Below are 19,980 nucleotides of genomic sequence, written 5' to 3'. Positions count from 1 at the left end.
CGCGGCCCCGGGTCAGACCGGGCGCAGCCACTCCTGGTCGCCGAGGCCGGAGATCTCCAACACCCGGTTGACCTGCCGGGACGGGAACACCGTCAGGGCACCGGGAAACCGGCGGGCGAGCTGGACCACCGCGTGGATGGCGGCGGAGTCGAAGAAGGTCACCGCGCGCAGATCCAGGGTGACCTGCCGGGCCGGCTCCCGCAGCGCGGTCTGCACCATCGTGTCGGCGGTGGCCATGTCGACCTCACCGGTCACCGTGACGTGGACGTGGTCACCTGCCAGCTCCGCGCTCGCGGAGAAAACGGGAGATACGCCCCCTAGATCCACGAAGCCACAATGGCACAGCCCGGTGGGCACGGCAACAACCGACGGGCCGGCCACGCCACGGCCCGCCGACCGCCCGGAGATAGGCTGTCGTCATGACCGTTCGTGCCCCGCTCACCCCAGGCACGCTCTCCCCCTGGCGAGCGGTCCCTGGCCACATCGCCCGACCGGAGTACGTGGGCAAGAAGCAACCCCGGCAGTGGCGCGGCTCGCACGTGCAGACCCCGCAGACCATCGAGAAGATGCGGGTCGCCGGCCGGTTGGCGGCGCAGGCCACCCAGCTCGCCGGTGAACACTGCAAGCCGGGGGTGACCACCGACGAGATCGACCGGGTGGTGCACGAGTTCCTCGTCGACCACGACGCCTACCCCTCGACGCTGGGCTACAAGGGCTTCCCCAAGTCCTGCTGCACCAGTGTCAACGAGGTCATCTGCCACGGCATCCCCGACTCCACCGTGCTCGCCGACGGCGACATCGTCAACGTCGACGTCACCGCCTACCTCGACGGGGTGCACGGCGACACCGACGCCACCTTCTGCGTCGGCGAGGTCAGCGAGGAGGCCCGGCTGCTTGTCGAACGCACCCACGAGGCGATGATGCGGGGCATCCGGGCGGTCCGCCCCGGCCGGCAGATCAACGTGATCGGCCGGGTCATCGAGTCGTACGCCAAGCGGTTCGGCTACGGGGTGGTGCGCGACTTCACCGGCCACGGCATCGGCGAGGCGTTCCACAGCGGCCTCTACGTGCCGCACTACGACAGCCCCCGGCCCACCGACATCATGGAGCCGGGGATGACCTTCACCGTCGAGCCGATGATCACCCTCGGCACCTACCAGTACGACATGTGGGACGACGGGTGGACTGTCGTCACCAAGGACCGGAAGTGGACGGCCCAGTTCGAACACACCATCGTCGTCACCGACGACGGTCACGAGATCCTCACCCTGCCGTGACCGACACCCCGGCCGCCCTGCGGGAGGCCCACCACGCGGACGTGTCCGGCGGGTGGCTGCGGCCTGCCGTCTTCGGTGCGATGGACGGGCTGGTCACCAACATCGCGCTGATCGCCGGCGTCGGCGGCGGCGGCGTCTCCGCGCACAGCATCGTGCTCACCGGCACCGCCGGCCTGGTCGCCGGCGCCATCTCGATGGGCCTGGGCGAATACACCAGCGTCCGCTCGGCCAACGAACAGGTCGCCGCCGAGGTGGCCAAGGAGCGCCGCGAGCTGGAACGCCACCCGGAGGCGGAGGCCCGCGAGCTGTCCGACGCCTGGGTGGCCCGGGGCCTGCCCCGCGACCTGGCGAACCAGGTCGCCGAGGCGGTACGCCGCAACCCGGAGGAGGCGCTGCGGGTGCACGTCCGGGAGGAGTTGGGCGTCGACCCCGACGAACAACCCAGCCCCTGGGCGGCGGCGATCTCGTCGTTCCTCTGCTTCTCCGTCGGCGCGCTGATCCCGCTGCTGAGCTACCTGCTCGGCTCCACCAGCCTCGCGTTGGCGCTCGCCGTCGGCGGGGTGGGGCTCTTCGTGGCCGGTGCGGTCGTGGCCCGGTTCACCCACCGCCCTTGGTGGGCGGGTGGGCTGCGGCAGCTGCTGCTGGGTGCGGCGGCGGCCGGCGCGACCTACCTGATCGGGATGCTCATCGGGGTCCAGGGCGGTCTCGGCTAGACCGTCGCCGCCGGCAGGGTCGCTCGTCGTGGCCGACCCGTTGATCCGCCGGTGCCCGGCCCGGTGCCCGGTGCCCGGTGCCCGGCTCAGCGGGTGAGCAGGTCGTCCACCGTGCCGTCGACCGGGCGGCCCCGGGCGGCCAACTCCTCGGCCTGCCCGGTGAGCACCCGACCCACCTCGGTCATGTCCGCGCCGGCCAACCCGGTACGCCGCACCGCGTCACCCGGGTCCCGGAAGTAGGTGCGGCCGAGCAGGCCGCTGACCGTGGCCGCCGCCAACCGGGCCTCGCCCAGCATCACCAGCGCCTGATCGGTCTCGTACCACTCGGCGAGCCGGGCCGCCCGGGCGTGCGCCGCCCAACCCCGGAACCAGGCGTCCCGCGCGGCGGTGCTGAACTCCGCCGGCCGGGCCCGCGCCAACCGGCCCAGGTGCTCGTCGCGCAGGGTGCGCAGCCAGCCGGTCGGGTCGTACAGCGCGACGGTGGTGACGTAGCGGTCGGCGGTCAGCGGCCAGGCCGGGGTCAGCGTCCGGGCCCGCCGCAGGTGCTCGTCGGCGTCGGTGACGGTCAACTCGACCAGCACCCCGTCGATCCGTCGGGTCGACGTCGGCGGCCCACCGCCCACCCGGTAGGTGACCAGCAGCAGCCCGACCTCGGCGTCCCCACCGCCGTCGTCGTCGCCGTGCGCCAACGGCCCGTGCACGGCCACCGCGAGGACGTCCGCCGGGAAACGTCGCCGCGCCGCGTCGGCCGTCCGCCCGGCGACCTGCCAGCGCGGATCGTCCAGGTCCACCCCGGTCGCCGGCTCCGGCCCGGTCACGGCAGGTCGGCACCGGTCGGGACCAGCCGGAAGATGTGGATCTCCCGGCCACCGGCCCGCTGCACGTACGTGCGGTACGCCGGCCACTCGGTGACCAGCAACTGCCAGAGCCGCTCCCGCTCGGCCCCGGTGGCCAGATCGGCCCGCACGGTGAGCCGACGACCCTTGACGGCCACCTCCGCCCGGGGCCGGGCACGCAGGTTGAGCACCCAGCCCGGCTGGCGCGGCTGGCCCCAGTTGGAGCCGATCACCACGAACCCCTCGCCGTCCGGCACATACAGCAGGGGGTTGCTGCGCGGCAGGCCGGAGCGGTGCCCGGTGGTCGTGATGATCAGCGAAGGGACCAGGCCCAGCGCCACCACCCGACCCCGGGTGAGCCGCCCGACCATCCGGTCGACGGGGACCAGTAGGCGCATGGTGGCACCGAACCACTCGTGGTGACCGAGCCGGCGGGTGAGGGTTCCGATGACGGGCACCCGGACAGTCTGCCTGGTCGACGCGGTGTCCGCACCCACCGACCCGGCCACCGGCTCCCGGCGGGCCGCTCAGTCCAACCGGCGTTCGACCGCGAGGCGGGACCGGGTCAACAGACCGGCACCGAGCATCGCCACCAGCGGCACCACCACCAGCACACCGAGGGTCTGCCAGGGCACCACCACCGGGTACGGCGACTGGGCCGGCCAGGTCTGTGCGTACTGGCGGTTCATCGAGGTCAGGATGATCAGGGCGGAGCCCAGCCCGGCCGCGATGCCGAGCACCGAGCCGACCACGGCGATCACCCCGGCCTGGCAGAGAGACAGCACCCGGCGTACCCGGGGACTGGCCCCCACCGCGGCGAGCGTGGACAGGTCCCGGCGGCCCTCCGCCGCGGCGAGACCGGTTGCCACCCCGGCCGCGCCCAGGGTGATCATCCCGGCACCGGCGGCCAGCAACAGCAGCACCGGCCGCTGCTGCGAGCGGGGCGGACCCTGTTCGGTCATCACCGACACCGGCAGCAACGGCCGCAGGGCGGTGACCACCCGGTCGAGCTGTGCGGTGGTCGGCGTGGTCCGGGTGTCGACGGCGAAACCGGCCGGCTCCGTGCGCAGGCCGACCCGGGCGGCGGCGGCGGGGGAGAGCACCATCCGGTCGACCGGCAGCCCGTCGCGCAGCAGGTGACCGGGGAGGGTGACGCTGGTCGCCACCGACGGGCGGGAGTCGCCGACCCACCGTTCGACCCGGACCGTCACCTGACCGTCGACCAGGTAACGGGGATCGGTCACCACCACGCCACCGGCGTGCAGCACGACGGCCGCCGCCGCCACCTCGGCCGCCGGCGCACCGCTGAGCACCCCCAGGACGGCGCCGTCGTCCACCATGGCGGGCAGGTAGAAGCCGCTGACGATACGGACCGGCGGGACGCAGCGCGGGTCGGCCAGCGCCGCACGGCGGACCTCGGCCGTACCGTAGGACTCCGCGTCGTACGGGCAGGCCCGGTCCCCGGGCAGCACCGCCGTGACCGTGCAGTAGTCCTCCGGGCGTTGCGGGTCGACGCAGCTGGGCACCGCCACCGGCAGCACCGCGTCGGTGCCCAGCTCGGCCCGGACCCGCTCGGTGATCAGCGGTAACGGGGGCAGCGGGCCGGTGCCGTCCCGGTCGGCGCGCAGCAGCAACACCTGGCCCGGCGGCATCCCCGGTTGCCAGTCGGCCCGGTCGCGGGCGTCGTTGCTGGCCACGTAGACGCCCAGGGCGACGCTGCCGGCGACGGCGGCCATCACCGCGGAGATGGCCGGAGCGGCCGACGAGCGGTTGCGGCTGGCGTCGCGCAGCGCGATACGGGGCGCGGGCGGCAGCAGCGGACCGAGCCGGGCCAGCAGACCGATCAGTGCGGGCGTGCAGAAGACCAGGCCCAGCTCACCCAGGACCAACCCGGCGAGGATCACCGGGCTGTCGCCCCTCGCGGCACCCAGCGCGGCGGCCCCGCTGCCCAGCGCGGTCAGCGCCACCCCGAGGAGCAGCCAGCGGCGGCGGTGCGGGGGTGCGGTCCGGCGACCGGCCAACCCGGCCGCCACGTCCTGCCGGGCCGCGGCCAGCGCCGGGGCGAGCGCGGCCAACACCCCGGCCAGCACCGCGACCGCCGCGATCGCGACGAGCGCCGCCGGGAAGACCCGGTAGCCCCCGCTGCGCGCCCCCAGCAGGTGCTCCTCGACCAGCGACCGACCGGCGAGCGCGGCGGTGACCCCGAGCAGCAGCCCGCACGCCGCCCCGAGCCCACCGAGGACCACCCCGTCGGCGAGCACGATCCGCCGCAGGTGCACCGGGTCACCGCCGGCCACCGCGACCAGCGCCAGGTCCCGCCGCCGCCGCCGGACCCCCACCGCGAAGGCCGGGCCGACCAGCAGGACGACCTCCAGCAGACCGAGACCGCCGACCAACACCGTGTTGCTCGCCAGCACCGGATCGGGCAGGTTGAGCGTCGACCCGTCGGGGGACCGGGCACCCGGCACCGGGTCCCGGGCGCTGACCAGGATGCCGTGCGCGTTGAGCCGGTCCACCAGCGCGGCGTCCAACGGGCCGGGAAGGTCGACCAGCCAGCTCTCGTCGTAGCTCCGCCCGTCCCGGGACGACCCGGTCGGCGTCAGGGCGGCGATCTCCCCGAGCTGGTCGGGAAACTCCACCACACCGACCACCCGCCACCGGCGGGTGCCGTCGGCCGCGTCGACCGACCCGCCCACCCGTACGCCCATCCGGGCGGCGGCCTGCGCGCTGACCGCGACCTCGTCGGGTGCGGTGGGGACCCGCCCGGACCGCAGGCGCACCATCGAGCGGGCCAGCGGGTCCGTCAGGTCCAACGCCCGCCCGTCGATGGTCCTGGTCCGGTCGCCGATCCGCACCTCGAACGGCACCCACCAGGTGACCCGGCTGGCCCGGCTGCCGGCCGGCAGGAGCGCCTCGACCTCCGCCCGACCCACCGGCCGTTCCCGGGCCACCAGGTCACCCGTGCGGGCCCAGTTCGTGTCCCCCCGGGAGTCCTGGTGGAGCGGGTTCTCCGCCACCCAGTGCAGCTCGACGTCGGCGGCACCGACCCGCTGGACGAAACTCTCCTCCGGGGTGAGCTCGGCCATGTCGTAGGTGACCGCGACGAAGCTCAGCACCAGTACCGGCAGCGCGATCATCGTCAGCACCAGCGCGGTGCGCCCCCGTGCCCGCCAGGCCTCCCGCCGGGCGATCCGCAGCGCGGCCCGCCAGGACCCGAGCGTCCCGGCGAGCCGACCGGGCAGTCCCACCGGGCCCCCCGCGTCGGGGTGGGCCGGCCGGGTCGCTCTGCCGGCTCCTGCCGGCCGGGCCGGGTCGTCGGGGTGAGCCGGGTTCTCGGGGTGAGCGGGCCGGGCCGGGTGAGCGGGCCGGGCCGGGTTGTCAGGCCGGGCCGGGTGAGCGGGGCGGGCCGGGCTGTCGGGGCGGGCCGGGTGAGTGGGGCGGGCCGGGTCGTCGGGCCGGGCCGGTGGGGTGCGGGCGGACAGGCCGTCGGGGCCGGAGGGTCCGTCCGGATGGGGCGGGGCGCTCACCGGCCGATTCCGGAGAGCAGGTGCTCGACCCCGGCCAACGGCGCGGTGGAGTCGACCATGACACCGTCGCGGAGGAAGACCACCCGGTCGGCCCAGCCCGCGTGCCGGGCCTCGTGGGTCACCAACACCCCGGCCGCCCCCGCGTCGACCCGGCGGCGCAGCAGGTGCAGCACGGCCTCCCCGGTCTGCGAGTCCAGGGCCCCGGTCGGCTCGTCGGCCAGCACCAACCGCCGCTCACCGACCAGCGCCCGCGCGATCGCCACCCGCTGCTGCTGCCCCCCGGACATCTGGTCGGGGAAGCGCGCACCGAGCCCGCCCAGGCCGACCTCCTCCAGTGCCGCCAGGGCCGCCCGCCGGGCCTGCCGTACGCCGACCCCGTCGAGTTCCAACGGGAGGGCCACGTTCTCCGCGGCGGTGAGGCTGCCGAGCAGGTTCAGATCCTGGAAGACGTAGCCGATCCGGCGACGGCGCAGCCGGGCCAGCCCCCGCCCGTCGAGCGTGCCGAGGGCCTCCCCCTCGACCAGTACCTCCCCGCCGGTCGGCCGGTCGAGCCCACCGGCCAGGGTGAGCAGGGTCGACTTGCCCGAGCCGGAGGGACCCATCACGGCCACCAGCTCGCCCGGTCGTACGGTGAGGCTCACCCCGCGCAGCGCGTGCACGGCGGCCTCCCCGCCCCCGTGGGTGCGGTGGACGTCGCGCAGTTCGAGCACCGCGCCGTCGTCCGGGCCGGTCACCGGTGTGCCTCCTCGTCGGCCCGCTCCACCACCTCCGGCGGTGACCCGCTGCGGGCTGTGGGGGCCGCCGGCCGGTGCCGGACCAGGCTGGTCTCGCAGTGGTCGAGCCAGCGGATCTCCGCCTCGGCCTGGAACATCATCGCGTCCAGCACCAGTCGCCAGGGCAGGTCCTCCGGCCGGTCGCTGGTGTACTTGAGCCGGGTCAGCTCCTGCAACGTGCGCATGGTCGCGCCACGCTGGGTCTGCACCACCGCCCGCACGTCCACCCCGGGGGTGGTCAACGCCAGGGCCAGCTTGATGGACAGCTCGTCGCGGGGGCGGTCGTTGCGGCTGATCGGGGTGACGAACCACAGCGCCAGGTCCGCCCGCCCGGCGTCGGTGATCTCGTACGGCCGCTGCCCGCCCTCGTGCTCGGGCAGCGAGCGGACCAGGCCGTCGCGTTCCAGCCGGTTGAGGGTGGTGTAGACCTGACCGATGTTCAGCGGCCAGGTGGAGCCGGTCGACTCCTCGAACGCGGCCCGGAGCTGGTAGCCGTACATCTGGCCGCGCTCCAGCAGGGCGAGCAGGCCGTGACGGATGGACATGCGACGGAGTATGCATACCCCGTATGCGGACCGCAACCGCAGGGTACGGGCGGTGGGTCAGGTGGGACTGCCGGGGAACGGGACGGTCAGTGGGGTGAGGCCCGCGCTGCGCCGCCAGCGGGTGGCCCGTACCGCGCAGTCGGTCAGCGCGTTGAGCGCCCGGGTGCGGTCCGCGCCGGTGGTGACCGGCAGCGCCGCCCGCCAGAACGCCGCGGTGCGCTCCTCCACCTGCACCGCCAGCCGCAACGCGGCGGCCCGGTCGGTGACCGGGAACGGCAGGGCGTAGCCGGCCTGGTCGGGGGGGACGGTGCCGCCGGTGGCGCTGAGCTGGAGCACCAGCGCGTCGCGTCGGGACCGGTGGGCCGCCTCGGCGGTGCGGGCCGCCCGCCGGTCGGCGTCGGTGAGTCGTACCCCGATCGGGCCGTAGGCGTAGATCGCGGCGTACTCGGCGGCCAACGCCCCGGCGAGCGCGTCGCCGGGGGTGGCGGGGGCGGTGCGGCGGTTCACTTCAGTGCCTCCAGGTGGGTGGCCCGGGCGGCGGCGATCGAACCGAGCAGTGCGGCCCGGTCACCCGGCGCGGCGGCGCACGCCTTGGCCGCGTTGTCCCGGCCGCTCTGCTCGGCGGTCCGCAACCCGGCCAGGAGGGCGCTGCGGGTGCCTTCCCCGGCGCTCGGAGCCGGTGTCGCCGGACCGGACGGCCCGGGGCGGCCGATCAGCCGGCGCAGCTCGTCGGCGTGCGCCGTGTGCGCCTCGGCGATCGGGGTGAGCCGGTCGGCGAGCCCCGGGTCGGCGGCGATCGCGGCCCGGTGCCGGGCGGCCAGTGCCCGGGCCTCGTCCGCCAGGGGTTCCAGCGGGTCGGGCGGCGGGCTGGGCTCGTCCCGGTCGAACAGCGCACAACCGGTCAGCGGCACCGTGGCGGCACCGACCGCCAGAAGTGCGCCGGAGCGCAGCACCGTACGTCGGGATTGCCCCGTTCCGTCGGGGTGTGTCGTCGTTCTGCCCGTGGCCACCGGACAAGTCAACACCATCCGCGCCGACCGCCGGGCGACCGCCGTCGGTGCGCCGCCGGGGCCGCCGTCCCGGCGGCGCGTTACGCTCTGCGCAGCCACCGGCGCTTCCGCCCCGGTGGCGTCCCGGCGTGCCGGTCCGACGACCGCAGCCGACCAGCAGAAGGGTGCCCAGATGACGCAGCGTGGCCGTGCCACCCGGCCGACGGCGCCGGCGGGACGATCCCGTCGCACCGACGGCGCCCGGGGCGGGGACCGTGCGGGCGCATCCCGGGGCGACCTGGCCGCCCGGCGTACCAGATTGCGCGACGTGATCGCGCCGGTGGTCACGGAGGCGGGCTACGACCTGGAGGACGTCTCCGTGTCCCGGGCCGGCCGGCGGCACGTGGTCCGGGTGATCGTGGACGCCGACGGCGGGATCAACCTGGACGCCGTCGCGGACGTCTCCCGGGTGGTCTCGGCGGCGTTGGACGCGGCCGAGGAGTCCGGCGGGGACATCGTGGCGGGGGAGTACCAGCTGGAGGTCAGCTCCCCCGGGGTGGACCGCCCGTTGACCCTGCCCCGGCACTGGCGACGCAACGCCGGCCGGCTGGTGAAGGTGACCGTCCGGGTCGAGCGGCCCGACGCGCAGCCCACGGTGGACCGTCAGGTCACCGGCCGGGTGGTGGCGGCCGACGACGAGCGTGTGGTGCTGGAGACCGAAGCCGGCCGGGCGGAACACCGCTACGCCGAGCTCGGCCCCGGCCGGGTGCAGGTCGAGTTCAACCGCCTCGACGAGATCGACGAGGCGGACGAGTTCGACGGCGCCGACGAAGACGACGAGATCGGCGACGACGAACACGCCGCCGACGATGACGACGATGATGTGGAGGACGAGGAGAGGTGAACATCGACCTCGCGGCGCTGCGCGCACTGGAGCGCGAGCGGGAGATCCCGTTCGACACGATCCTCGCGGCGATCGAGACCGCGTTGCTGACCGCCTACCGGCACACCGACGGCGCCGAGTCGCACGCCCGGGTGGAGATCGACCGTAAGAACGGGGCCGCCCAGGTCTACGCCCAGGAGCTGGACGACGACGGCAGCGTGGTGCGGGAGTGGGACGACACCCCGCACGACTTCGGCCGGATCGCGGCGATGACCGCCAAGCAGGTGATCCTCCAGCGGTTGCGGGAGGCCACCGACGAGGTGCACTTCGGTGAGTACGTCGGCCGCGACGGTGACCTGGTCACCGGAGTGGTGCAGGCGCACGAGGCGCGCAGCGAGAAGGGCATCGTCAGCGTCGACCTCGGCAAGCTGGAGGGTGTGCTGCCGCAGTCCGAGCAGGTGCCCGGCGAGCGTTACCACCACGGCGAGCGGATCCGCTGCGTGGTGGTGCACGTGACCAAGGGGATGCGTGGGCCGCAGATCACCCTGTCGCGGTCCCATCCGGCGCTGGTGAAGAAGCTCTTCGCGTTGGAGGTGCCGGAGATCGCCGACGGCACGGTGGAGATCGGGGCGATCGCCCGTGAGGCAGGTCACCGCACCAAGATCGCCGTGCGCTCCACCGTGCAGGGCGTGAACGCCAAGGGGGCCTGCATCGGCCCGATGGGCCAGCGGGTCCGCGCCGTGATGAGCGAGCTGCACGGCGAAAAGATCGACATCATCGACTGGTCGGACGACCCGGCGGCGTTCGTCGGCAACGCGCTCTCGCCGGCCAAGGCGCTGCGGGTCGAGGTGGTCGACCTGGCCACCCGGACGGCCCGGGTGACCGTCCCGGACTTCCAGCTCTCCCTCGCCATCGGGCGGGAGGGGCAGAACGCCCGGCTTGCTGCGCGTTTGACCGGTTGGCGGATCGACATCCGGTCGGACGCGGAGCAGGCGGGGCCCGGCGGTCGGGGCGGTGCCGAGTCCGTCTCGGAGCCGGGCGGAGCGATCTCGGGCGGCTAGGGGTAGACTTCTTCCAGTGGTACGACGCGCGCATCCGGAACGCACTTGTGTGGGTTGCCGGAAACGTGCGCCGGCCAGCGAACTGCTGCGGATCGTCGCGGTCGGTGACGAGGATGGTCACAGTCTCCGACCTGATCCGAGCCGCAGTCTGCCGGGTCGGGGAGCGAACATGCACCCGGATCCGGCCTGCTTCGCGCTGGCGGTGCGGCGTCGCGTCTTCGGGCGGGCGCTGCGACTCACCGAGGTCCCTGACCACGGTGCCGTCGCGGAGCACGTCGATGCGTCAACCACTACGTCCGGTCAACCCGACCGGGCGAGGGTCGCTAGCAAGGTAGGACGACCGACATGAGCACACGATGAAGTCCCTGAAATGACCAGGCTTCAAGTGCACGAGTGAGGTCGCTGCGGGTGCTGCCCGCACGACCTCGGAGTGAGGAGTGCAGTGGCAGGTAAGGCCCGCGTACACGAGCTTGCTAAGGAGCTCGGGGTCGAAAGCAAGACAGTGCTCGCCAAGCTGAAGGAAATGGGCGAGTTCGTGAAGTCCGCGTCCAGCACCGTCGAGGCGCCCGTCGCCCGACGTCTGCGTGGCGCATTCGTCGCGTCCGCCGGTGGTTCGTCGGCACCGTCCGCTCCGGCGGCGGCCCCGAGCCCGGCACCGACCCCGACGCCGTCCCCGACCCCGGGCGCCCCCCGGGTCTCGGCCCGGCCGATGCCGCCCCGGCGGCCGACCGCGCCGACCCCTGGACCGAAGCCCAAGGGCCCGGTCCCCGGCCCGCCGCAGCCGGTGACTCCGGTCGCCAAGCCGGCGAGCGCACACGACATCGAGGTGGCGGCCGCCGAAGCGCGCGCCGCCGCGCTGAAGGCCGAGCAGGAGGCGGCGGTCAAGGCCGCCCAGGCCGCCCGGCAGCAGCAGCGGGACAACGTCCGACGGGAGCCCCCGACCGAGGGTGGTCCCCGTCCGGGTCCGCGTCCCGGTCCGAACGCCGTACCGCCGCGTCCGGGTACCCCGGCCGCCGGTCGTCCGGGTGGCCCTCCGGCCGGCCCGGGTGCCCGTCCCGGCGGTCGTCCGCCGGCGCGCGGTGCCGGTAACAACCCGTTCGGCATCCAGGGTGGCCAGCAGCAGCGGCCCCCGGCCGCCGGTGGTGGCGGTCCCCGGCCGAGTCCGGCCGGCATGCCGCCGCGTCCGAGCCCGGCCTCGATGCCGCCGCGTCCGAGCCCGGCCTCGATGCCGAGCCAGCGGCCCACCACGGGTCGCCCCGGCGGCCCCGGTGGCGGTCGTGGTGGCCCCGGCGGCGGCGCCGGTCGTCCCGGTGGCGGTGGCGGTGGCTTCCGCCCCGGTGGCGGTGGCGGCGGCGGTGGCGGCTTCCGTGGCGGTCCCGGCGGCGGCGCTGGTGCCGGCGGCGGTGGCTACCGTGGTGGCCCCGGTGGCGGCGGTGGCGCTCCCGGCGGCGGTTTCCGCCCGGGTGCCCCGGCCGGTGGCGGTGGTCGTCCCGGTGGCGGCGGTCGTGGCCGTGGCGGCGGCGCCGCGGGTGCCTTCGGGCGTCCGGGTGGTCGGCCGACCCGTGGTCGCAAGTCCAAGAAGCAGCGCAGACAGGAGTTCGACAACCTGTCGGCTCCGACCATGAGCTCGGGTGCCCCCCGGGGTCAGGGTCAGGTCGTCCGGCTCTCCCGTGGCGCCTCGCTGTCGGACTTCGCCGACAAGATCAACGCCAACCCGGGTTCGCTGGTCCAGGAGATGTTCAACCTGGGCGAGATGGTCACCGCGACCCAGTCCTGCTCGGACGAGACCCTGTTGCTGATCGGTGAGCACCTCGGTTTCGACGTGCAGATCGTCAGCCCGGAGGACGAGGACCGCGAGCTGCTCGCGCAGTTCAACATCGACCTCGACGCCGAGGTCGCGGAGGACCGGCTGGTCAGCCGTGCGCCGGTGGTGACCGTCATGGGTCACGTCGACCACGGTAAGACCAAGCTGCTCGACGCGATCCGCAAGGCGAACGTGGTGGCCGGCGAGGCGGGTGGCATCACCCAGCACATCGGCGCATACCAGGTCCACGTTCCGCACGAGGGCATCGACCGCGCGGTGACCTTCATCGACACCCCGGGCCACGAGGCGTTCACCGCCATGCGTGCCCGTGGTGCCCAGGTCACCGACATCGTGGTGCTGGTGGTGGCGGCCGACGACGGCGTCATGCCGCAGACGATCGAGGCGCTCAACCACGCCAAGGCGGCCGACGTGCCGATCGTGGTCGCGGTCAACAAGGTCGACAAGCCGGAGGCCAACCCGGACAAGGTCCGCCAGCAGCTGACCGAGTACGGTCTCGTCGCCGAGGAGTACGGCGGCGACACCATGTTCGTCAACGTGGCGGCCAAGCCGGGCATCGGCATCGACGAGCTGCTGGAGGCGGTCCTGCTGACCGCCGACGCGTCGCTGGAGCTGACCGCTCCGATCGACGGGCCGGCACAGGGTGTGGCCATCGAGGCGCACCTGGACAAGGGTCGCGGTGCGGTGGCGACGGTGCTGGTGCAGAAGGGCACCCTGCGGGCGGGCGACTCGATCGTCGCCGGTGGGGCCCACGGCCGGGTCCGCGCCATGCTCGACGAGAACGGCAACCAGGTCGCCGAGGCCGGTCCGGCCCGTCCGGTCCTGGTGCTCGGTCTGACCGCGGTGCCGGGTGCGGGTGACACCTTCCTGGCCGCCGAGGACGACCGCACGGTGCGGCAGATCGCCGAGCAGCGGCAGGCACGACGGCGGGCGGCGTCCTTCGCCAACTCCCGCGGCCGGGCCACCCTCGAGACGCTCATGGAGCAGCTCAAGGAGGGCGAGAAGACCTCGCTCAACCTGGTGCTCAAGGGCGACGTCTCCGGTTCCGTGGAGGCCCTCGAGGACGCGCTGTTCAACCTCGACATCCCCGAGGAGGTCCAGCTCAGGATCATCCACCGGGGTGTGGGTGCGATCACCGAGAGCGACGTCATGCTCGCGAGCGCCTCGTCCGAGGCGGTCACGATCATCGGCTTCAACGTGCGGGCCGCCAACAAGGTCCGTGAGATCGCCGACCGCGAGGGCGTGGAGATCCGGTACTACACGGTCATCTACCAGGCCATCGAGGAGATCGACGCCGCGCTCAAGGGGCTGCTCAAGCCGGAGTACGAAGAGGTCGAGCTGGGCAGCGCGGAGATCCGCGACGTCTTCCGCTCGTCCAAGATCGGCAACATCTCCGGTTGTATCGTCCGGTCCGGCATCATCCGCCGCAACGCCAAGGCGCGGCTGCTGCGGGACGGGGCGGTCGTGGCGGACAACCTCACGATCAGCTCGCTCAAGCGGTTCAAGGACGACGCGACGGAGGTCCGCGAGGGCTTCGAGTGTGGTCTGACGCTGGCCGGTTTCAACAACGTCCAGGTCGGCGACACCATCGAAACCTTCGAGATGCGGGAGAAGCCGCGCGCCTGATCCGAGGCTGACAACAGTGCTCAAGGGGTTTACGCCACCCGGCGTAAACCCCTTGAGCATGTCCAGGGGGCTTCCGTAACGTCCTGGACGATGTATACCGGAACCGCACTCTTCGACCTGCTCCTGCCCGGCGACTCCCGTTCGCTCAAGGCCAAGCGCTCCTACGTCCGGCCCATCGTGGCCGCGCTGCGCCGCTTCGACGTGTCGGCGGCCGAGGTGGGCGCGCTCGACCTGCACGGTCGGGCCGAGATCGGGGTGGCCGTGGTGGCTGCCGAGGCGGCCCATGTCCGCGAGGTGCTCGATTCCTGCGAACGCCTCGTCGCCGGCCGCCCCGAACTGGACCTCCTCTCCGTCCGCCGCACCCTCCACACCCCCGAAGACTGACCCACCCCTCCCTCCCGCCCGGGCTCCCCACCCCCACCCGGGCTCCCTCCAGGCCCGCCTGTCCCCGGTGATCAAGAGGTTTGCGTCAGCTTTGATCTCCAGGCTGACGCAAACCTCTTGATCACCGGGGCGGGGCGGGGTGGGGCGGGGACGGGGTGGGGCGGGGACGGGGTGGGGCGGGCGGGTGGGGGTGGGGCGCGGGTAGTGTTCGAGATGTTGGGGTGGTTGGGTTCGGTGGGCTTCGGCGTCGCCGTTCCGGCTGCGGTGGGAACGCCCTGGAGGTGGGGGACATGTCTGATCCGGCCAAGGTTCGCCGGCACGCCGAGCGGATTCGCGAGCTGGTCGCTTCGGTGGTGCGGAGCCAGATCAAGGACCCCCGGCTCGGGATGATCACCATCACCGACGCCCGGATCACCGCCGACCTGCGCGACGCCACCGTCTTCTACACCGTGCTCGGCGACGCGACGGCCCAGGCCAGCACCGCCGCCGCGCTGGAGAGCGCGAAGGGGATGTTGCGCAGCACCGTCGGGAAGGCCCTGGGGCTGCGTCACTCGCCCTCGCTGACCTTCGTCCTCGACGACGTGCAGGACCAGGTCAAGCAGATCGACGACCTGCTCGCCCAGGCCCGGCACGCCGACGCCGAGGTGCAGCGGTTGGCCGCCCAGGCGAAGTACGCCGGTGACGCCCAGCCCTACCGGGTCGACGACGACGAGGACGATGACGTCGACGACGAAGCCGCCGACGCCGACGCCTCGACGACGGACCGGCGGTGACGGCCGCCCCGGACACGGCCGGTGAGCTCCGCGTCGGGTCGCCGTCCGCCGGCCCCGGCGAGGACGACTGGGCTGCCGCCGTCGCTGCGGTACGCGGCCTGCCGGCCGACGCCCGGGTGCTGCTGATCTGTCACGTCAACCCGGACGGCGACGCGCTGGGCAGCATGCTCGGCTTCGGGCTGGGACTGCGCCGGCTCGGCGTACGCCGGTTGCAGGCCACCTTCCCGGGGCCGCCCGAGGTGCCGGAGCCGTTCCGCTGGCTGCCCGGGATCGACCTGTTGGTGCCGGCCACCGAGGCGTACCCGGATCCGGATCTGGTGGTCTGTTTCGACGCCGCGAGTGAGTCGCGGCTCGGTGACCTGGTGGACCGGCTCGACACCGCCGGCACCTCGGTGGTCCTCGACCATCACGCCTCGAACACCGGCTTCGGTGCGGTGCACCTGGTGGACCCGACGGCTGCGGCCACCTCGGTCGTGGCCGAGCAGTTGCTCACCCGGCTCGACGTGCCGTTGGACGCGGAGATCGCGGCCGGCCTCTACGTCGCGTTGACCACCGACACCGGCTCGTTCCGGTACGCGGCGACGACGCCGGAGGTGCACCGGCTCGCCGCCCGGCTGCTCGCCACCGGCCTGCGCCCCGGTGACATCTCCCGCGAGGTCTTCGACACCCGGCCGTTCGGCGCGGTCCGGCTCTTCGGTGAGGTGCTGGGCCGGTCCCGGCTCGAACCGGAGGCCGCCGCCGGGCACGGTCTGGTCTGGACCCACGCCACCCTCGACGACCTGGACCGCCACGACCAGCGGCCGTACGTGCTGGAGTCGCTGATCGACTCGGTGCGCTGCACCGCCGAGGCGGACGTCGCGTGTGTGCTCAAGCAGGTCGGGCCGCACGCGTGGGCGGTGTCGATGCGCAGCAAGGGTGCGGTCGACGTCAGCGCGGTGGCGGTGGCGCTGGGTGGCGGAGGTCACCTGTTCGCCGCCGGATTCACCGGGCAGGGCGACGTCGACCAGGTCATCGCCCTGATCAGGGCGGAGTTGGGCGGGGCGTTGACCGCAGGTCACGGCGACGCCGACGGGTGTCGGTCTTCCCGCACGGGGTGAGCCCGGGGAGAATCGGACGATGGAGCAGCCGCACGAGATCGCCGTGGACGTCTCCCGCACCTGGGACCGGCCGGTGGTCACCGTGCCGGTGCTGGCCTGCCTCTCCCTGGTCGGCGGGCAGTTCCCGTCGTTTTCCGCCCAGGCCAACCTCTGGACGTTGGGCACCGGCGGCGCGCTGATCTGGCTCGGCCTCGGCAACCGGGTGCAGCGTCGGCCGGCACCACGCCGGTTGGGCCGGGGCACCGCCTGGTGGCTGCTCCCGGCGGCGCTGTTCGGGGTGCTGGAAGGCGCCACCTTCGTCATGGCGGTCGGGGACGAGTTCCCCACCCTGTCCCGGCTGGCCGACCCGCTGCTGGAGGACGAACTGGTCCGTTCGGCGGCCTGGTTCGCCTGGCTGGCCGCCTTCTGGGGGCTGGTGCGCCGGTGATGCGTACCCTCGCCATCAGTGGCTTCCTGACCTCCCTGGTGCTCTTCGCGGTGGTCGAGTGGGCCTCCCGCCGGGAGGGCTCCCGGATTCCGTCCCTGGGCGACGTCTGCGCCTACGTGATGCGGTACGAGGTGGGCCCGGTGCCGGTCGGCCGGATCGGGTTGTTCGGATTCTGGTGGTGGCTGGGCTGGCACTTCCTGGCCCGCTGAGCACCACCGTCCGCCGCCCGCCCGCCCTCCGCACATCTGTCGATGGGTCTCTTCGCCGGCACTCGCGCGACGTGTGTCCCTGCCGGCACGACGTGCGTCGCTGTCCGCGCGCGGCGGACCGTCCGTTTCCGGCCGCCCGGGGTGGCTGCCGTGGCGTCCAGATGACGGGAAGAGTGGACACCATGTGGAAAGTAAACGTTAACTTGGGAAAGGCCGACGTCGCGTCGCGACGCAGGTCGTGGGCGGTGGTGCCACACCCGGTGCCGCCTCCCTCCAGGGTCTGACCGACCCGGGCTCAACGCTGCCAGGCGAGCCGCTCCGGTGATCCCGGGCCGCCTTCCCGGCGCTCAGCAGGACCGCCCGTAGGGCCACCTGTTCCGGTGGTCCGCACCCTGGAAGGACACCGCCATGGCGACCAAGCCCAAGACCGAGACGACCGACGAGGCCCGCGAGCAGATGCGCCGCGCGCTGCAGACCTCGATGGACACCCGTCAGTGACGCTGCCGCCCCGGCGGTGACCCCACCGCCGGGCGGACTCTTCGCCCGCCCGGGCCCGCCCGGTCGAGTGGCACCGCCGTCCGTTGCCCGGGCCCGCCCGGCGCGGTGCCGGGGTGTCCGCCGGGCGGGTCCGAGGGGACGGGTGCCGGGGGCGGGTGCCGGGCCACCTCCGCCGGCCAGCCTTCGGTAAGTGTTGGCGGGGATTGCGTTCCTTACCGGCGGCGTGTCAGGATCGGCGGCGATGAGCCAGTCCACTCCTACCGCCACCGCGCTCGCCTCACCGCGCCGGATCGCCACCCTCGCCCTGCCCGCCCTGGTGGTGCTCGCGGCCGAGCCGCTCTACGTGCTGGTCGACACCGCCGTGGTGGGGCACCTGGGTCGGGTTCCGCTGGCCGCGCTCGCCGTCGGCGGCACGGTGCTGACCCTCACCGCCTGGCTCGGCACCGTGCTGGCGTACGGCATCACCGGGCGGGTGGCCCGACGGTTCGGTTCCGGTGACCGGGCCGCGGCGCTGGCCGAGGGCGTCCAGGCTTCCTGGCTGGCGCTCGGGGTGGGCGTCCTGCTGGCCGTCGGCATGCAGTTCGGCGGGGACGCGCTGGCGCGTACCCTCGCCGGTGGTGGTGGCGAGGTGGCCGACGCCGCCGGGCAGTGGCTGCGGATCGCGGCCCTCGGCGCACCCGGCCTGCTGCTGGCCGCCGCCGGCAACGGCTGGCTGCGCGGCATCCAGGACATCCGGCGGCCGCTGCTGTTCGTGCTCGGGCCCAACCTGCTCTCCGCGCTGCTCTGCCCGCTGCTGGTCTACCCCGCCGGGCTGGGCCTGCCCGGTTCGGCGGTGGCCAACGTGATCGCCCAGACCGTCTCGGGTGGCCTCTTCGTCGGCGCGCTGCTGCGGGAGCGGGCCGACCTGCGGCCCCGCCCGGCCCTGATCCGCCAGCAGCTGGTGCTCAGTCGGGACCTGCTCATCCGGGGGGTCGCCTTCCAGGCCAGCTTCCTGTCCGCCACCGCGGTCGCCGCCCGGTTCGGCGCCGCCGCCGTGGGTGCCCACCAGATCGCCCTGCAACTGTGGTTCTTCACCGCCCTGCTGCTCGACGCGCTGGCGATCGCCGCGCAGGCGTTGATCGGCGCCGCCCTGGGCGCGGGCGACGCCGCCGGGGCGCGCGCCCTGGCCCGGCGGTTCGCGCTGCTCGGTGGGGTGTGCGGGGTGGGCTTCGCGGTGCTCATCGCGGCCGGGGCCGGCGTCGTGCCGTCGCTGTTCAGTTCCGATCCCCAGGTGCGCGGCCAGGCGATGGTGGCCTGGCCGTGGTTCGCGGCGATGCAGCCGTTCGCCGGGGTGGTGTTCGCCCTCGACGGCGTGCTGATCGGTGCCGGCGACGTCCGCTACCTGCGCGACCTGACCGTCGTCGCGGCGCTCGGCGGTTTCCTGCCGTCGATCTGGTTCTCCTTCGCTTTCGACCTCGGGTTGGGGGGCATCTGGGCCGGCCTCACCCTGTTCGTGATCATCCGGCTCGTCGGGGTCCTGCTGCGGCTGCGTTCCGGCCGGTGGGCGGTGGTCGGCGCGGTGCGCTGACCCGCCACGGCCGGCTGGCCGTCCGGCATTGTGCCGTGCGGTGGCGGGCGGGGTGGACCCGTCTGGCAGGCTTGGCGGTCGTGAACGGTGACGGTCTGATCGTGGTCGACAAGCCCGGCGGCATGACGTCGCACGACGTGGTGGCACGCATCCGCCGGTTGGCCCGCACCCGCCGGGTCGGGCACGGCGGCACCCTCGACCCGATGGCCACCGGGGTGCTGGTGATCGGGGTGGGCCGGGCCACCCGGCTGCTGACGTACGTGATCGGGGCGGGCAAGAGCTACACCGCGACGGTCCGGCTCGGCCAGGCCACCGTCACCGACGACGCCGAGGGCGACGTGCTCACCGCCACGCCCGCCGGGGAGCTGACCGACGCCGCGATCCGGGCCGCGTTCGGGCCGTTGACCGGTGAGATCGACCAGGTGCCCAGCGCGGTCAGCGCCATCAAGATCAACGGGGAGCGGGCGTACAAGCGGGTCCGGGACGGCGAGAGCGTCGAGCTGCCCGCCCGCCGGGTCACCGTCTCCCGGCTGGACGTGTCGGCGATCCGGCGGGACACCCCGGACGTGGTCGACGTCGACGTCGACGTCGACTGCTCGTCCGGGACGTACATCCGGGCGCTGGCCCGCGACGCCGGCCGGTCACTCGGCGTCGGCGGGCACCTCACCGCGCTGCGGCGCACCGCTGTGGGCAGTTTCACCCTCGCCGAGTCGGCCACCCTCGAGACCCTGGAACAGCGCGCGCCCGAGGTGGTCAACCTGCCCCTCGACACCGCCGCCGACAGGTACTTCTCCCGTCGGGAGGCCACCGCCGACGAGGCGAAGGTGCTCTCCCACGGTGGGCCGCTCGACCCGGTCGGCATCGCCGGGCCGTACGCCGTCTTCGGACCGGACGGTGGCGTGATCGCTATCGTCAGCGAGCGGGACGGCCGGGCCCGCGCGGAGATCGTGCTCGCCCCGGCCTGACCGGGCCG

General features: G+C 73.9%; 21 protein-coding genes. 13 read left to right on the top strand and 8 right to left on the bottom strand.

Annotation, left to right across the window (positions count from 1 at the left end):
• Positions 1-12 precede the first annotated feature (12 nt).
• On the bottom strand, positions 13-327 hold the full coding sequence (locus tag AB0K25_RS13365; protein WP_219468445.1) for an STAS domain-containing protein: 315 nt from the start codon (positions 325-327) through the stop codon (positions 13-15).
• 92 nt (positions 328-419) lie between these two features.
• Between AB0K25_RS13365 and map the strand changes: the two genes are divergently transcribed.
• Both map and AB0K25_RS13355 read left to right on the top strand, forming a co-directional pair.
• Positions 420-1,277: a type I methionyl aminopeptidase gene (gene map / locus AB0K25_RS13360; RefSeq protein ID WP_219468448.1), complete on the top strand. Its 858-nt coding sequence runs from the start codon at positions 420-422 to the stop codon at positions 1,275-1,277.
• Positions 1,274-1,990: a VIT1/CCC1 transporter family protein gene (locus AB0K25_RS13355; RefSeq protein WP_208569298.1), complete on the top strand. Its 717-nt coding sequence runs from the start codon at positions 1,274-1,276 to the stop codon at positions 1,988-1,990. Before map ends, AB0K25_RS13355 begins: the two co-directional genes overlap by 4 nt.
• Positions 1,991-2,076: 86 nt before the next feature.
• On the opposite strand, the gene AB0K25_RS13350 is transcribed toward AB0K25_RS13355, so the two are convergent.
• From AB0K25_RS13350 to AB0K25_RS13320, 7 genes are all read right to left on the bottom strand, one after another.
• Positions 2,077-2,808, bottom strand: a complete 732-nt coding sequence (locus AB0K25_RS13350) for a nucleotidyltransferase domain-containing protein (protein WP_308291054.1) — start codon at positions 2,806-2,808, stop codon at positions 2,077-2,079.
• Entirely contained in the window at positions 2,805-3,284 is a 480-nt protein-coding gene (locus AB0K25_RS13345) for a nitroreductase family deazaflavin-dependent oxidoreductase (protein ID WP_208569299.1), read from the bottom strand. The genes AB0K25_RS13350 and AB0K25_RS13345 overlap by 4 nt, the downstream gene beginning before the upstream one ends.
• 69 nt (positions 3,285-3,353) lie before the next feature.
• Complete coding sequence (locus AB0K25_RS13340; protein ID WP_363820268.1) at positions 3,354-6,074, bottom strand: ABC transporter permease; 2,721 nt, start codon at positions 6,072-6,074, stop codon at positions 3,354-3,356.
• Between the two features lie 275 nt (positions 6,075-6,349).
• Positions 6,350-7,087, bottom strand: coding sequence for an ABC transporter ATP-binding protein (locus AB0K25_RS13335; protein WP_208569300.1), 738 nt, complete (start codon positions 7,085-7,087; stop codon positions 6,350-6,352).
• A complete protein-coding gene (locus AB0K25_RS13330) occupies positions 7,084-7,671 on the bottom strand; it encodes a PadR family transcriptional regulator (protein WP_088645558.1) in 588 nt (195 codons plus the stop codon). Before AB0K25_RS13330 ends, AB0K25_RS13335 begins: the two co-directional genes overlap by 4 nt.
• A gap of 57 nt (positions 7,672-7,728) precedes the next feature.
• Positions 7,729-8,178 carry a ferritin-like domain-containing protein gene (locus AB0K25_RS13325; RefSeq protein WP_208569301.1) on the bottom strand — a complete coding sequence of 150 codons (450 nt, stop codon included), beginning with the start codon at positions 8,176-8,178 and terminating at the stop codon, positions 7,729-7,731.
• On the bottom strand, positions 8,175-8,624 hold the full coding sequence (locus AB0K25_RS13320) for a hypothetical protein (RefSeq protein WP_208569302.1): 450 nt from the start codon (positions 8,622-8,624) through the stop codon (positions 8,175-8,177). Before AB0K25_RS13320 ends, AB0K25_RS13325 begins: the two co-directional genes overlap by 4 nt.
• Before the next feature lie 229 nt (positions 8,625-8,853).
• Between AB0K25_RS13320 and rimP the strand changes: the two genes are divergently transcribed.
• The 11 genes from rimP to truB all read left to right on the top strand — a co-directional run bounded on the left by rimP (position 8,854) and on the right by truB (position 19,972).
• Positions 8,854-9,564, top strand: a complete 711-nt coding sequence (gene rimP / locus AB0K25_RS13315) for a ribosome maturation factor RimP (RefSeq protein ID WP_219468451.1) — start codon at positions 8,854-8,856, stop codon at positions 9,562-9,564.
• Positions 9,561-10,604 carry a transcription termination factor NusA gene (nusA, locus tag AB0K25_RS13310; protein ID WP_208569304.1) on the top strand — a complete coding sequence of 348 codons (1,044 nt, stop codon included), beginning with the start codon at positions 9,561-9,563 and terminating at the stop codon, positions 10,602-10,604. Before rimP ends, nusA begins: the two co-directional genes overlap by 4 nt.
• A gap of 16 nt (positions 10,605-10,620) precedes the next feature.
• Positions 10,621-10,953: a YlxR family protein gene (locus tag AB0K25_RS13305; RefSeq protein ID WP_208569305.1), complete on the top strand. Its 333-nt coding sequence runs from the start codon at positions 10,621-10,623 to the stop codon at positions 10,951-10,953.
• A gap of 81 nt (positions 10,954-11,034) precedes the next feature.
• Complete coding sequence (gene infB, locus AB0K25_RS13300; RefSeq protein ID WP_363820265.1) at positions 11,035-14,052, top strand: translation initiation factor IF-2; 3,018 nt, start codon at positions 11,035-11,037, stop codon at positions 14,050-14,052.
• Between the two features lie 90 nt (positions 14,053-14,142).
• On the top strand, positions 14,143-14,436 hold the full coding sequence (locus AB0K25_RS13295) for a DUF503 domain-containing protein (protein WP_219468453.1): 294 nt from the start codon (positions 14,143-14,145) through the stop codon (positions 14,434-14,436).
• A gap of 290 nt (positions 14,437-14,726) precedes the next feature.
• Complete coding sequence (gene rbfA, locus AB0K25_RS13290) at positions 14,727-15,209, top strand: 30S ribosome-binding factor RbfA (RefSeq protein ID WP_219468455.1); 483 nt, start codon at positions 14,727-14,729, stop codon at positions 15,207-15,209.
• Entirely contained in the window at positions 15,206-16,306 is a 1,101-nt protein-coding gene (locus tag AB0K25_RS13285) for a bifunctional oligoribonuclease/PAP phosphatase NrnA (protein WP_219468458.1), read from the top strand. Before rbfA ends, AB0K25_RS13285 begins: the two co-directional genes overlap by 4 nt.
• A 19-nt stretch (positions 16,307-16,325) precedes the next feature.
• Positions 16,326-16,733 (top strand): hypothetical protein, encoded by a 408-nt coding sequence (locus AB0K25_RS13280; protein WP_219468461.1) that lies wholly within the window; start codon positions 16,326-16,328, stop codon positions 16,731-16,733.
• Positions 16,733-16,942 carry a DUF6186 family protein gene (locus AB0K25_RS13275; protein ID WP_208569311.1) on the top strand — a complete coding sequence of 70 codons (210 nt, stop codon included), beginning with the start codon at positions 16,733-16,735 and terminating at the stop codon, positions 16,940-16,942. The genes AB0K25_RS13280 and AB0K25_RS13275 overlap by 1 nt, the downstream gene beginning before the upstream one ends.
• A 739-nt stretch (positions 16,943-17,681) precedes the next feature.
• Positions 17,682-19,007 carry an MATE family efflux transporter gene (locus AB0K25_RS13270; RefSeq protein ID WP_208569312.1) on the top strand — a complete coding sequence of 442 codons (1,326 nt, stop codon included), beginning with the start codon at positions 17,682-17,684 and terminating at the stop codon, positions 19,005-19,007.
• Positions 19,008-19,087: 80 nt separating this feature from the next.
• A complete protein-coding gene (gene truB / locus AB0K25_RS13265; protein ID WP_219468467.1) occupies positions 19,088-19,972 on the top strand; it encodes a tRNA pseudouridine(55) synthase TruB in 885 nt (294 codons plus the stop codon).
• Positions 19,973-19,980: the final 8 nt, after the last annotated feature.

This window comes from Micromonospora sp. NPDC049257, from assembly GCF_040678915.1.
Taxonomy (GTDB): domain Bacteria; phylum Actinomycetota; class Actinomycetes; order Mycobacteriales; family Micromonosporaceae; genus Micromonospora; species Micromonospora antibiotica.
The sequence above is the reverse complement of the archived record's forward strand: the minus strand, read 5'-3'. Positions and strand labels throughout refer to the sequence as shown.